This window comes from Pseudomonas corrugata, assembly GCF_050920615.1.
Classification (GTDB): domain Bacteria; phylum Pseudomonadota; class Gammaproteobacteria; order Pseudomonadales; family Pseudomonadaceae; genus Aquipseudomonas; species Aquipseudomonas corrugata.
Window position 1 is genome coordinate 770,369 of record NZ_CP130434.1, and the last position, 12,032, is coordinate 782,400.

The 12,032-nt window shown below is 59.7% G+C and carries 10 protein-coding genes; 9 read left to right on the forward strand and 1 reads right to left on the reverse strand.

Annotated features, from left to right (window positions below):
* The first annotated feature begins 124 nt into the window (after positions 1-124).
* From QZH45_RS03345 to QZH45_RS03375, 7 genes are all read left to right on the forward strand, one after another.
* A complete protein-coding gene (locus tag QZH45_RS03345) occupies positions 125-1,882 on the forward strand; it encodes a carbamoyltransferase family protein (protein ID WP_024781444.1) in 1,758 nt (585 codons plus the stop codon).
* Positions 1,866-2,996, forward strand: coding sequence for a glycosyltransferase (locus tag QZH45_RS03350; protein WP_024781443.1), 1,131 nt, complete (start codon positions 1,866-1,868; stop codon positions 2,994-2,996). Before QZH45_RS03345 ends, QZH45_RS03350 begins: the two co-directional genes overlap by 17 nt.
* Entirely contained in the window at positions 2,996-3,892 is an 897-nt protein-coding gene (locus QZH45_RS03355; protein ID WP_024781442.1) for an antimicrobial resistance protein Mig-14, read from the forward strand. The genes QZH45_RS03350 and QZH45_RS03355 overlap by 1 nt, the downstream gene beginning before the upstream one ends.
* Positions 3,889-5,304: a PIG-L deacetylase family protein gene (locus tag QZH45_RS03360; protein ID WP_053193265.1), complete on the forward strand. Its 1,416-nt coding sequence runs from the start codon at positions 3,889-3,891 to the stop codon at positions 5,302-5,304. The genes QZH45_RS03355 and QZH45_RS03360 overlap by 4 nt, the downstream gene beginning before the upstream one ends.
* Positions 5,305-5,381: 77 nt before the next feature.
* Complete coding sequence (locus QZH45_RS03365; protein ID WP_024781440.1) at positions 5,382-6,338, forward strand: glycosyltransferase family protein; 957 nt, start codon at positions 5,382-5,384, stop codon at positions 6,336-6,338.
* Positions 6,339-6,395: 57 nt separating this feature from the next.
* Positions 6,396-7,160 (forward strand): glycosyltransferase family 2 protein, encoded by a 765-nt coding sequence (locus QZH45_RS03370; protein ID WP_024781439.1) that lies wholly within the window; start codon positions 6,396-6,398, stop codon positions 7,158-7,160.
* 48 nt (positions 7,161-7,208) lie between these two features.
* Positions 7,209-8,306 (forward strand): glycosyltransferase family 4 protein, encoded by a 1,098-nt coding sequence (locus tag QZH45_RS03375; protein ID WP_053193268.1) that lies wholly within the window; start codon positions 7,209-7,211, stop codon positions 8,304-8,306.
* On the opposite strand, the gene QZH45_RS03380 is transcribed toward QZH45_RS03375, so the two are convergent.
* On the reverse strand, positions 8,295-8,900 hold the full coding sequence (locus QZH45_RS03380; protein WP_053193270.1) for a toluene tolerance protein: 606 nt from the start codon (positions 8,898-8,900) through the stop codon (positions 8,295-8,297). The genes QZH45_RS03375 and QZH45_RS03380 overlap by 12 nt on opposite strands.
* A gap of 106 nt (positions 8,901-9,006) precedes the next feature.
* Here QZH45_RS03380 and QZH45_RS03385 point away from each other — a divergent pair, with 106 nt between their 5' ends.
* Together QZH45_RS03385 and msbA are read left to right on the forward strand one after the other, a co-directional pair.
* Entirely contained in the window at positions 9,007-10,179 is a 1,173-nt protein-coding gene (locus QZH45_RS03385; protein WP_053193273.1) for an O-antigen ligase family protein, read from the forward strand.
* Positions 10,180-10,194: 15 nt separating this feature from the next.
* A complete protein-coding gene (msbA, locus tag QZH45_RS03390) occupies positions 10,195-12,000 on the forward strand; it encodes a lipid A export permease/ATP-binding protein MsbA (RefSeq protein WP_024781435.1) in 1,806 nt (601 codons plus the stop codon).
* Positions 12,001-12,032 lie beyond the last annotated feature (32 nt).

Below are 12,032 nucleotides of genomic sequence, written 5' to 3' on the forward strand. Positions count from 1 at the left end.
TAGCGGCTTATCGCCGCTTTTACGCTATAATCCCGCCCTTTAGCTGCCCAACGCCCCGGCGCGCGGCACATCAATTTTTTGCGGCGCTTGTCGCCCGTATGCAGACAAAAGAGGCTAGACCCCTGTGGCATTGACGATTCTTGGCCTGTCCGGCGCCCTTAGCCATGATCCTTCCGCAGCGCTGTACATAGACGGCAAGCTGATCGCGGCGGCCGAGGAAGAGCGCTTCGTACGCGATAAACATGCAAAGAACCGCATGCCCTATGAGTCGGCGAAGTTCTGTCTGGAGCAGGCCGGCATCAAACCGTCCGACGTCGACGTGGTAGCAATTCCGTTCGCGCCGATCAGCCTGTTCGGCGAGGCGCGCTGGCACTACGCCAAGCGCTACTGGTACGCCCCGGACCGTGCTCTCGACGCGATCCTGATGGGTAACCGTCGCTACAAGCGCTATCGTCGCAAGATCGTCTGGTGCCTGGAACAACTGGGCTTTGATCCGAAAAAGATCAAGATCGAGCCGGTCGAGCATCACCTGGCCCACGCTTCCAGCGCGTATCACTGCTCGGGTTTCCAGGAAAAAACCGCAATCCTGGGTATCGACGGCAAGGGCGAGTACGCCACGACCTTCTTTGGCTATGGCGAAAACGGCAAGATCCACAAGATCAAGGAGTTTTTCGACCCGGACTCCCTGGGCGGCTTGTACGGTGCGATCACCGAGTTCCTCGGCTTTGAAATGCTCGACGGCGAATTCAAGGTCATGGGCATGGCGCCCTATGGCGATGCCAGCAAGTACGATTTCTCGCGCCTGGCCTCGTTCGAGAACGGCCAGTTGGTGATCAACACCGACTACGCCAACGTGATCGGCCTGCGCCGCTATAAAGAGAAGGGCAAGGGCTTCTACTTCTCGCCGAAGCTGATCGAATGGCTCGGTCCCAAGCGCGAAGGCGACATCGCCGACGAGCCATACATCCATTACGCGGCCAGCATGCAGGCGCTGTTCGAGAAACTTGCGCTGCAGATGATCGACCACTACCTGGGCGACGTGCTCAAGGAAACCGGCAAGCTGGCTTTCGCCGGCGGTTGCGCGTTGAACGTCAAGCTGAACCAGAAGATCATCGCCCGTGACGACGTCAAGGAGCTGTTCGTGCAACCGGCTTCCGGCGACGCCGGTACCGCGGTGGGCGCGGCGGCTTATGTATCCCATGCCCGTGGCGTGCCGGTGGAGAAGATGGAACACGTCTACCTCGGCCCGGCCTACAGCAACGAAGACGTGATCGCCGCATGCGCCCGTCATCCGAGCAAGCCGGCGTGGCGCAAGATCGACAACACCCCTGAACGCATTGCCAAAATCATGGTCGATGGCAACCCCGTGGCCTGGTTCCAGGGGCGTATGGAGTTTGGTCCGCGTGCCCTGGGTGGTCGCTCGATCATCGGTTGCCCGAGCGCCAGCGGCGTGGCGGATCGCATCAACGAACAGATCAAGTTCCGCGAGCGCTGGAGGCCTTTCTGCCCGTCGATGCTCGATACCGTCGCGCCGCAGATGATCAAGGTCGATCATCCCGCCCCCTTCATGACTTTCACGTTCGAAGTGGCCGAGGAGTGGAAAAGCCGCGTGCCGGAAGTCGTCCATGAAGACGGTACTTCCCGGGCCCAGGTGCTCAAGCGCGAATACAACCCGCGCTACTACGACATGATGAAGGCCCTGGAAGTCCTGACGGGCAACGGCGTGTCCCTGAACACCTCGCTCAACCGCCGCGGCGAACCGATGATCTGCTCGCCGACCGACGCGCTGAACATGTTCTATGGCTCGGACCTGCAATACCTGATCATGGAAGACATTCTGGTGGTCAAAGACGGCGTGGACGCTTATGACACGCTCGGCTGAGCGACATGTGCTGCAGTTCTGTCACGGTTATGACGGGCCGTTTCTCGACTGCGCCCGTCAGTACGCCAGTCTGTTCGCGGGCACTGGCTATCGCGTGACCACGGTTTTTCTCACCGGGGTCGCCGATGCCGAGGTCGCTGCTGGTTGCGCCTCGGACGAGGTGCTGTTCATGGAGTACAGCTCCAGTGCCGTGAGAGGCCTGAAGCTGGGCGCCATTGGCGATCTGCGCAAGATCGCCGCTTCGCGCAATTTCAGTTTCTGCATTGCCCACCGTTTCAAGCCTATCTACATCGCCCTGCTCGGTACCGGGTTGCCGGTGATTGGCGTGCACCATGCCTTTGGCGACTACCAGCGGCGTACTCGCCGGCTGTTCGCGCATGTTTTTCGCAAGCGCCTGAGCTTGCTCGGGGTTTCCGATGCGGTGCGTGACGACATGCGCCGCTGCCTGCCGAATTGGCCGGCGGGTCGAATCCAGACCCTCTACAACCGCATCGACCTGGAGGCTGCGCGGGCTGGCTTGGTGTCCCGGGACGAGGCGCGGCATACCTTGGGGCTGGAAGCAAACGCCTGGGTCGTCGGCAACGTCGGCCGCCTGCATCCGGACAAGGATCAGGCCACGTTGTTGCGAGGTTTTGCCGCGGCACTTGCGTATCTGCCCGGCCATAGTCAGCTGGCCATTCTCGGCAAGGGGCGCCTGGAGCAGAATCTTCGGGACCTGGCGCTTGAACTGGGAATCGCCGACCGCGTGCTGTTTCTCGGCCAGGTGCCTGAGGCGCGCCGTTACTTCCGGGCTTTCGACGTGTTTGCCCTGAGTTCCGATCACGAACCGTTCGGCATGGTGTTGCTCGAAGCCATGGCCGCTGGCGTGCCATTGTTGGCCACGGCCTGTGGCGGGGCGAAGGAAGTGGTCGAAGGCGTGGGTATTCTGTTTCCCCTGGGCGACGCCGAGCACCTGGCCCAGGGGCTGCAACACCTGGCGGTCATGGACGATCTGCAGCGTCGTCAATGCGCCGAGCTGATGCTTGATCGCCTACGTGAACGTTTCTCGGATCGTGCGGTACGCGAGGCATTCTGGCGTTTGCCTCAAGTCACCGAACTGGCGCCGAGGGTCTGATGCTGAACCGATTCCAAGGCTGGCGTGAGCGCGGCTGGACAGCCGTAGATGCACCGGTTTATACCCAGGTCTGGCAGCGTTTCGGTGGCAGTGTGGCGACCCATCCCCTGGTGGTCGAACGCCTGGCAGCCCTGGCCGGCATTCCTGTGCGTTACCTGGCATACGAACACCAGGGTGAGTTGAAGGCGGCAATTGCGACCTGGGGCCGGGATTTGGCGCTGTCCAAGGAGGTGCTCAAGCGTAGCGGCAAGAAGGGCCTGTTCGATCTGGGCAATGCCGAGCTTATCCTACCGGCGGCGCCCGAAACCCAGGCGCCGTTGCGTCATCGCGGACGTTATCTCTCGGCCCTCAACGAGGGACGTTTCAGTGGCCTGAAGGTACAGCAGGAGCAGTTGGCCATGGCGCGTACGCCGGAAGAGCTGTCCAAGAAGTTTCGCTACAACCAGCGCCGCGAGCTGCGTTTGCTGGAAGAGGCTGGTGGGGTGGTGCGTTCGGTCAATGAGTTCTCCAGCGCGGAACTGGCGTCGATCTACTGCGACCTGTTCCAGCGTCGTTGGGGGTTTGCGGCGACCGGCGCCGAGCGCATGGGTGAGGTGATCGAGCTGTTGCGCGAACTGCTGATCGGCTCGGTGATTTTTCTCAACGATGCGCCGATTGCCATTCAACTGGTGTATCGGGTGGAAGCGCCGGAGTGGATCAGCGTCGAGTACATCAACGGCGGCGTGGACCCGCAGACGCGCGAATTCAGCCCCGGTAGCGTGCTGAGCTTCCTCAACACCCAAAACGCCTGGGAACATGCCCGCGCCGCCGGCAAGCCGTTGCGTTTTTCGTTCGGCCGGGCGGACCGGGAGTACAAGGACCGCTGGTGCAACCCTGTGCCGGTGTTTACCGTATGAATCCACCCGTCAGCCGCAAACAGCAATTGCTCAAACGCCATCGTCGCAACAAGCGCGTGGGTTTGTTGCTGGCGCTCATGATGCTGGTCTTGCTGGGTATACTGGTCGCCTGGTGGCTGCCGTTGGTGCTGGCGGTATTGGCGTGGATCGCTCATGAAGCGTGGTTCGCCGATCACCTGTTTTATTCGCCCAGGGACGATTACCAGTACAGCTTTGCGCCATTCACCCAGCAGCCGAAGGTGCATCTTGACGCCGGTCGGCTGCGGTTGGATGAGGGCGTGATGCTGGACGACGGCGCCACGCTGATCCTGGCGCTGCGGGTCAGAAGCACCTGGCTGGGGCGTTTCATCGACCCGCTGGTCGAATTGTCGGGCGGTGAGCATCTGGATCGACAGGTCTTCGAGCGAGGAGCCAATGGCCTGCGCTACCTCAATCTCAGCGAGCAGGGAAGTACTCTGTCCCGAGGCGAGCTGCGTCTGCACGGTCGTTTTTGCCGTTTGCTGGGTGAGCCGACCCTGTGGTCTTTCCCGGCAGAGGATGTGCTGCGTCAGCGGGTGATGGTCATCGCGCCACACGCCGACGATGCGGAGTTGGCGGCGTTCGGGTTGTACAGCCAGGCCGGCGAAGCCTGGATCGTGACGCTGACCGCCGGCGAAATCGAAGCCGAACATTATCAACAGATGGGCCTGGACGGCGTTGAGGCGGCACGGCTCAAGGGTCGCTTACGCGCCTGGGACAGTATTGCCGTGCCGCGCTGGGCCGGGGTACCTGAAAGTCATTGTGTGCAACTGGGATACTTCTGCTTGCAACTGGCGGCCATGCAGGCCGCGCCCGGCCAGCCCCAAAGTTCACGCGAAGCGGACCTGAGCGATACCCGACTGTTCCGTCAGATGAATCCGCTTACCTTGCCCGGCGACGCCGACGGTGCAGCGACCTGGAACAATCTGCTGGCAGACTTGCGCGAGCTGATCTTGATGGCGCGCCCGGAAATTATTGTGTTGCCGCACCCGGTCCTTGATCCGCACCCCGATCATCTTTGTGCACACAACGCCGTCATGCAGGCACTCGAGGGCTTGGAATGGCAGCCCACGACGCTGTTGGGCTATGCCAATCACCTCCACGACAATGATCGCTGGCCGATGGGCGACACGGGTGCGGGCGTTGCCTTGCCGCCCTATTTCGACCCGGCTCGAGCGATGTGTCCCATCAGTCTGCCGTTGGGGCTGGCCGTGCAGCATGACAAGGCCATGGCGCTGGCCATGATGCATGATCTGCAACCGCCTGCGCCGTTCAAGCGTCGCCTGCGTCGTGGTATTCAGCGGCTGCTGGCCGGGCGTAGGAGCTCTTCGTATGGCGAGAATGAGTTTTTTCGCAAGGCTGTGCGCCGCCATGAACTGTTTTGGCGGCTGTAGGGGTTCATGGTGGGACATCAACAAGACCCTAGCTACTACTTATCATTCATCCAGGCGATGGTGCTGCAAGGAAAACAATGAGAGTTCTATTTCTGGTGCAGAAAGAACAGCGGGCCATCCTGGACCGACTCTATGAAGGTGTGGCTGCCCATTGCGAGTGCGACCTGCGTTGGCTCGACAGCGAGGAACAACGCAATCTGCGTGGCTATTTCCAACGTCACGTGGACATATCGCGTTACGACCGGATCGTGTTTTTCCTGCGTTTCAAGCAGGAGATCCGGCAGGCCGGGTTCATCCGTACGATCCCGAACCTGGTGATCCTTGAACACGATGCCTATCAGAATTACATTCCGTGCAAATACACCGGGAAGTTCAGTGCGCACTACCGCCGCCTGCCATGGGTACGCGTCATCAGTTCCGGTTTCATGGTCAGTGAACGTCTGCGCGCCGAAGGTTTCGATGCGGTGTTCGTGCCCAAGGGTTACGATCAGTCCTTGCTGGCGGATCAGGGCCGCGAACGGGATATCGAACTGGCCTTTGTCGGCAGCACCAACAGTGTCGCCTATAGTGGTCGCAAAGCCCTGTTGGATGAGTTGGGGCGCGTTGAACCGCTGGTCGTCACCCGTACCAAGTCAGGCGAGGAATATTGCCAGACCCTCAATCGCATCCGCTTTTTCGTCAGTGCCGATGTGGGTATGGGCGAGTTCATGATCAAGAATTTTGAGGCCATGGCCTGCGGTTGTGTGTTGCTGGCATTCGATCAGGGGGCCGACGAGGCTCGCGCCCTGGGTTTGCAGGACATGCAGAACGTGGTGCTGTATCGCGACATTGCACAGCTCCAGGAAAAACTCGGTCGCCTGCGTGCCGAGCCCGAATTGGCACACAGTATTGCGCGCAACGGACAGAAGCTGGCCCTGGAGCAATTCAGCTTCGCACGCATAGGACAGAAGATCGTTGAAGCGCTGGAGCCCCCGCTACGGCCCCGCGCACCGCTTGCCTTGCTGGAAAGATTGCGCCTGACGCTGGGCGTTTGACAGGAACCGTTCGTTCATCGGATGTTTCGATGACGTTTAAACTAAATGGTATTTCAGGTGCAGTTTTCCGACGAGAGTGACATTACCCTGGTGGTAACCAGTTGCGGCCGGCTCGATCTGCTCAGGCGGACCTTGGAGAGCTTTGACCGTTTCAATACTGCGCCGATCCGAGAAGTCTTCATAACCGAAGATGCGGGTGATGAGGGTGTGCATGCGGTGATCCCTGCTCACTGGAAAGATCACTGTACAGTGTTCGTCAATCAGCCGAAGCTGGGACAGTTGGCCTCGATCGACCTGGCCTACGGGCACGTCAAGACGCCTTATATCTTTCACTGCGAAGATGACTGGGAGTTCTATCGTCCGGCTTTCGTGGAAGACTCCCGGGCAATTCTGGAGAAACGGCCCGATATCCTCCAGGTGTGGCTGCGCAACTATGTTTACGACTTGTGTGTGCACAGCCCTTACATCCACTTGGGCGAGCGTGAAGTCATCAGTGGCGTGGCCTGTTACCCCCTGATTTCCAACAAGCCCGAATGGCAGAGTTTCTCTCTTAATCCTGGACTACGGCGGCTCAAGGAATATCAACTATGTGCCCCGTTTGCCGGCTTTGGTGGCGAGAAGGCCCTGTCGCTTCGCTATGCGCAACTGAACTTGACGGCGGTAACGCTGGAAGGGGATGCTGTTCTGCACACTGGGTTCGGGGTTCACGTGGAAGTACCCGTGGAGCGTCAGCGCAAGGCGCGCCGCAGGCGTCGCGAGCAGGTCAAGTTATCCCTGGTACTTTTGCTCGGAGTCTGCATTGGCTGGCTTATCAGTTTCTGAATGCCTCGAAGCACGAACCCTGGCACGCGATGAAAGGTTTGCTGCTCAATGAGCATTATTAATGTCATGTGGGCGGGTGGTTCGCCCTTCGCTTCGGTACACAAGGTTCATCACCAGATACTGTCGCGGATGGAACCCTCGATGCCGGTCAAGACGTGGCTATTACAGGGCTCGGGGGCTAGCTGCCAGGTCAATGTAGGGCAGGCGCAGGAGTGGCGTCTTTCTTCCGCCCGGCTCAAGGGCCGACACGTCTGGCGGCTGTTCAAACCCTTGATGCGTAAACGCTTCCGCCAGGCGTTGCTCGACAGCAATGCCCGTGTCGTGCTGCTCGATGGCCTCGGTGTCGCCCGCACCCTGTTGCCTGTCCTTGAGACCCTGTCGCAGATTCGCGTGGTAGTGATATTCCATGGCTCGACGCGACTCAATGCCGAAAGCTGTGAACTGCTGCGCAGATTCCCGGCTTCACGGCTGGCGCTGGCGGCGGTTTCCCGGACCCTGGCAGCCTCTCTTCAAGACGATCTGGAACTTCCGGTCACTGCATTGCGCAGTGCACTCGATCCGGTTGCCTTCCGGTCCGCACTCGTGCCTTGTACGCAAGCCCGCGCCCGGCTGGGCCTGGCAGCCGAGCTGCGGGTGTTTGGTGCCATAGGGCGATTGGTGGATGACAAGGGGTTCGCCTGCTTGCTGGAGGCATTTGCCCTGGCCGCAAAAAACCAGCCCGACTGGCGGCTGGTCATCGTTGGTGAAGGGCCGCGGCGAGAGGCGTTGCAGGAACGGATTGCCCAGTCGGACCTGCTGGGCAAGGTATTGTTGACGGGCCATCTCTACGATATAGCGGTGCTTTATAGGGCCTTCGACTGGGTGCTGATCCCATCCATCAGCGAGGGGCTGGGACTGATTCTGCAAGAGGCAGTCATGGCTGGCGTGCCGGTGTTGGCCAGTGAACTGGCGGTATTCCGCGAGCAGTTGGGCGACACGGGGTGGTATGCCCAGGTCAATGACGTTCAGGCCTGGAGCGAAGCACTCGTACGGATTTCACGGACGTCGGCCGAAGAGGTTGCAGCAGCCCAGCATCAGGCACTGGCGCCCGACGAGGCCTGGCTAAGCTTCAGCCAGACCGCTCGGCAACTGATTTCAGGCGGATAATAGGGCATTTTCCAATGCCTGCATTGGAAAGCTCCCGTTCAGGTTTTCCCGGGCAATATAACGAGCAAAATGCTGCAGATTGCGGCGCGCCAGGTGGCGCGGGAGTGGAGAGCGCAGGAAGCGCATGTCGGCCACATCGATCAGCCCGAGTCTGTTTTCGGGGGTGATGACGATGTTGCCCAGGTGCAACGAGCGGAAGTAGATGCCACTGGCATGCAGGCTGCGGATCAACTCGACCAGCGCTGGAAGCATCTGCGACCAGCTGAAGTTCTCTTGATTCGATATTTGACGCAGGGTTTTTCCAGGAAGCGGCCGATACAGTACGGCGGTCATGCCGGGCGTCTGCAATTTATAGAACGCCAGTACCTCGAGGGTCGGTACACCCAGTTCGTGCAAGCGGGCTGCATTATGGATAAATCGCGCCGAATAAGGCCTTAGAAGAGCCGAAGAAATAAGCCGCTTGCGGCGAAACAGTTTGAGGATATTGCCATCCTGCAACAGATACACTTTTGGGCCGTAGCTGTCGGCCTCCAGAATACTGGCGCCTTCAATCAATTGATTCAAAGCGGCTTGGGGAAGCCGTGAGGATTGCATCGTAGAGAAACCTTGTTGAAAGAACCGGTGCCGAGGCGGGCCATGATGCCCAAAAGTTTTTGTTTTAACCATGCCGGTTTGGCAGGTGAATCGTTTAGGAGCAAAGATGCACGCAGCACGATGGGCGAAGGGATGGATGGTTTTTGGCTTGTTATGGTTTCTGCTGGCGATAGCCCTGGCACCGAGCAACAAGATTTATCAGCAGGGACTGGTTCTGTTCGTCTGGCTGCCGGCGCTCGTATTCGCCTGGTCGTCGCGTCCTCGGCTAGTAGAGCTGTGGCGTGCCCAACGCCTGATATGTACGGCATTGCTGGCGCTGGCGGTCTGGGCGCTGATCACTCTGGTCTGGGCCGAGGCACCAAAGCCCGCACATGAAGCCAAGCGACTGCTCTACATCCTGGTGTTTCTGTTGTTTTTTCCGATCCTTGCCGACGGCCAGCCTGAGCGAGTGATTCGGATCATGCAATGGGGCGGCGTGGGGCTTTCCCTGACGGCCCTGATGGCGATCATTCATTTCTATGGCATTGAGCACAAACCCCTGGTTGCGCGCCTGGAAGGCCTGGGTGAGTTATCCCACCCGATTCTTGGTGGTTATGTGATCGGGTTGGCGGCGGTCTGGATGCTGCATTGGATGCCGCGTTCCATTGGGCTGCAAGTCCTTTGGGCGGTGGCCCTGGCACTGTTGGGAATATTTGTCGTGATGAGCCAGAGTCGTGGCGCAGCACTGGCTTTGTTGCTCAGCGTCCTGGCCATGCCGATCTACTGTCGGGACCCGCGTTCCCGCGTCATTGCCGCCACGGCGCTGGTGTTGGCGATGTTGACTTTCTGGCTGCTCGAGCCGCTGGTAATGGCGCGTGGATCCTCTTACCGACCCGAGATCTTCATGTCGAGCCTGCACATGATCGCCGAACGTCCGTGGGGTGGTCTCGGATTGGCGAGTGACTACAAGGTAATGGCTCTCGGCCGCCCTTTCGACCACGCGCACAATCTGTTCAGCCATGTCGCCATTCTGCTCGGGTTGCCGGGACTGGCGTTGTGGTGCATTGTCTGGTTCGCTGTGCTGCGTGAAGCCTGGCGAGCCCGTGACAGCCTGCTGGGGCGGGGCGTACTCGGCATGTGGATATTTTCGTTCCTGGCGATGCAGTTCGACGCTGCGAGCCTGACCGGCACCCCGCGCGCCGAATGGTTCATCAGTTGGTTGCCGATTGGCCTGGCCAGCGTTTTGACCTGGGCGCAGGTCAAGTCTGAAGGCTGTGATAAAATTCCGCGTTCTTCCTAACCAGTGAGCCCTACGATGAGTGACGCACCGCCTAACGCGGAACAGGATTCCAGCCTGAAGATCTATTTTCGGCTGCTGGGATACGTCAAACCCTACGTGGGCATCTTCCTGCTGAGTATCGTGGGCTTCGTGATATTTGCTTCCACCCAGCCCATGCTGGCCGGGATCCTCAAATATTTCGTCGATGGCTTGAGCAATCCCGACGCGGTGCTCTTTCCCAACGTGCCATACCTCAAGGACCTGAAGCTGCTGATGGCGGTCCCGCTGCTGATCATCCTGATCGCCGCCTGGCAGGGTCTGGGTTCGTTCCTGGGTAACTACTACCTGGCCAAGGTCTCATTGGGGCTGGTACACGACCTGCGGATTGAGCTGTTCAACAAGTTGCTGGTGCTGCCCAACCGCTACTTCGATACGCACAATTCCGGGCATCTGATTTCCCGCATCACGTTTAACGTGACCATGGTCACCGGGGCGGCCACCGATGCTATCAAGGTGGTCATCCGTGAAGGGCTCACCGTGGTGTTCCTCTTCGCTTACCTGATATGGATGAACTGGCAGTTGACTCTGGTAATGCTGGCGATCCTGCCGTTGATCGCAATGATGGTCAGCAATACCAGCAAGAAATTCCGCAAGCAGAGCAAGAAGATCCAGGTCGCCATGGGCGACGTGACCCACGTAGCGTCCGAGACCATCCAGGGCTACCGGGTAGTGCGAAGCTTTGGCGGCGAGTCCTACGAAGAGGAGCGCTTTGCCCGCGCCAGCCAGGGTAATACCGATAAACAGTTGCGCATGACCCGCACAGGCGCTGTCTATACGCCGATGTTACAACTAGTGATCTACACCGCCATGGCTGCCCTTATGTTCCTGGTGCTGTTCCTGCGCGGTGACGCGACGGCCGGTGACCTGGTGGCCTACATCACGGCCGCCGGCCTGTTGCCCAAGCCGATTCGCCAGCTCTCGGAAGTCAGCTCGACCATCCAGAAAGGCGTGGCCGGTGCCGAAAGTATTTTTGAGCAATTGGACGTCGAGCCGGAGGTCGACAACGGCACGGTCGAGCAGGAGCGCATCAGCGGTCGTCTCGACGTGCGAAACCTTAGTTTCACCTACCCCGGCGCCGGTCGGGAGGTGCTCAAGGACATCAGTTTCACGGCCACACCCGGGCAGATGGTTGCACTGGTAGGACGTTCAGGCAGCGGAAAATCGACCCTGGCGAGCCTCATTCCACGTTTCTACCACCATGATATTGGCGAGATCCTGCTCGATGACGTTGAAATCGAGGACTATCGACTGCGTAACCTGCGCCGTCATGTCGCCCAAGTGACCCAGCACGTCACGCTGTTCAACGATACGGTGGCCAACAACATCGCCTACGGCGACCTGGCCGGTGCGCCACGGGCAGACATTGAAAAGGCCGCCCGGGACGCCTACGCCATGGACTTCATCGAACAACTGCCCCAGGGCCTGGACACCGAGGTTGGAGAGAACGGGGTGTTGTTGTCCGGCGGCCAGCGCCAGCGCCTGGCCATTGCCAGGGCATTGTTGAAGAACGCTCCGCTATTGATTCTTGACGAAGCCACTTCGGCGCTGGACACCGAGTCCGAGCGGCATATCCAGGCAGCGCTGGATCAAGTGATGAAAGGTCGCACGACCCTGGTCATTGCCCACCGGCTGTCGACTATCGAGAAGGCTGATCTGATTCTGGTGATGGATCAAGGCCGTATCGTCGAGCGCGGCACTCATGGCGAACTGCTGGCGCAGAACGGTTACTACGCACGTCTCCACGCCATGGGGCTGGATGCTCCCGCCGAGAATATTGCCTGAGTTCTGTATAGATCCCCTGTGAGGGCAAGTCG

What these genes read in the sequence shown, in the direction of transcription:
- QZH45_RS03350 (WP_024781443.1), top strand. Translation starts at nt 1,866, where the DNA reads ATGACACGCTCGGCTGAGCGACATGTGCTGCAGTTCTGTCACGGTTAT.
- QZH45_RS03375 (WP_053193268.1), top strand. Translation starts at nt 7,209, where the DNA reads ATGAGCATTATTAATGTCATGTGGGCGGGTGGTTCGCCCTTCGCTTCG.
- QZH45_RS03380 (WP_053193270.1), bottom strand. Translation starts at nt 8,900, where the DNA reads ATGCAATCCTCACGGCTTCCCCAAGCCGCTTTGAATCAATTGATTGAA.
- QZH45_RS03360 (WP_053193265.1), top strand. Translation starts at nt 3,889, where the DNA reads ATGAATCCACCCGTCAGCCGCAAACAGCAATTGCTCAAACGCCATCGT.
- msbA (WP_024781435.1), top strand. Translation starts at nt 10,195, where the DNA reads ATGAGTGACGCACCGCCTAACGCGGAACAGGATTCCAGCCTGAAGATC.
- QZH45_RS03355 (WP_024781442.1), top strand. Translation starts at nt 2,996, where the DNA reads ATGCTGAACCGATTCCAAGGCTGGCGTGAGCGCGGCTGGACAGCCGTA.
- QZH45_RS03385 (WP_053193273.1), top strand. Translation starts at nt 9,007, where the DNA reads ATGCACGCAGCACGATGGGCGAAGGGATGGATGGTTTTTGGCTTGTTA.
- QZH45_RS03365 (WP_024781440.1), top strand. Translation starts at nt 5,382, where the DNA reads ATGAGAGTTCTATTTCTGGTGCAGAAAGAACAGCGGGCCATCCTGGAC.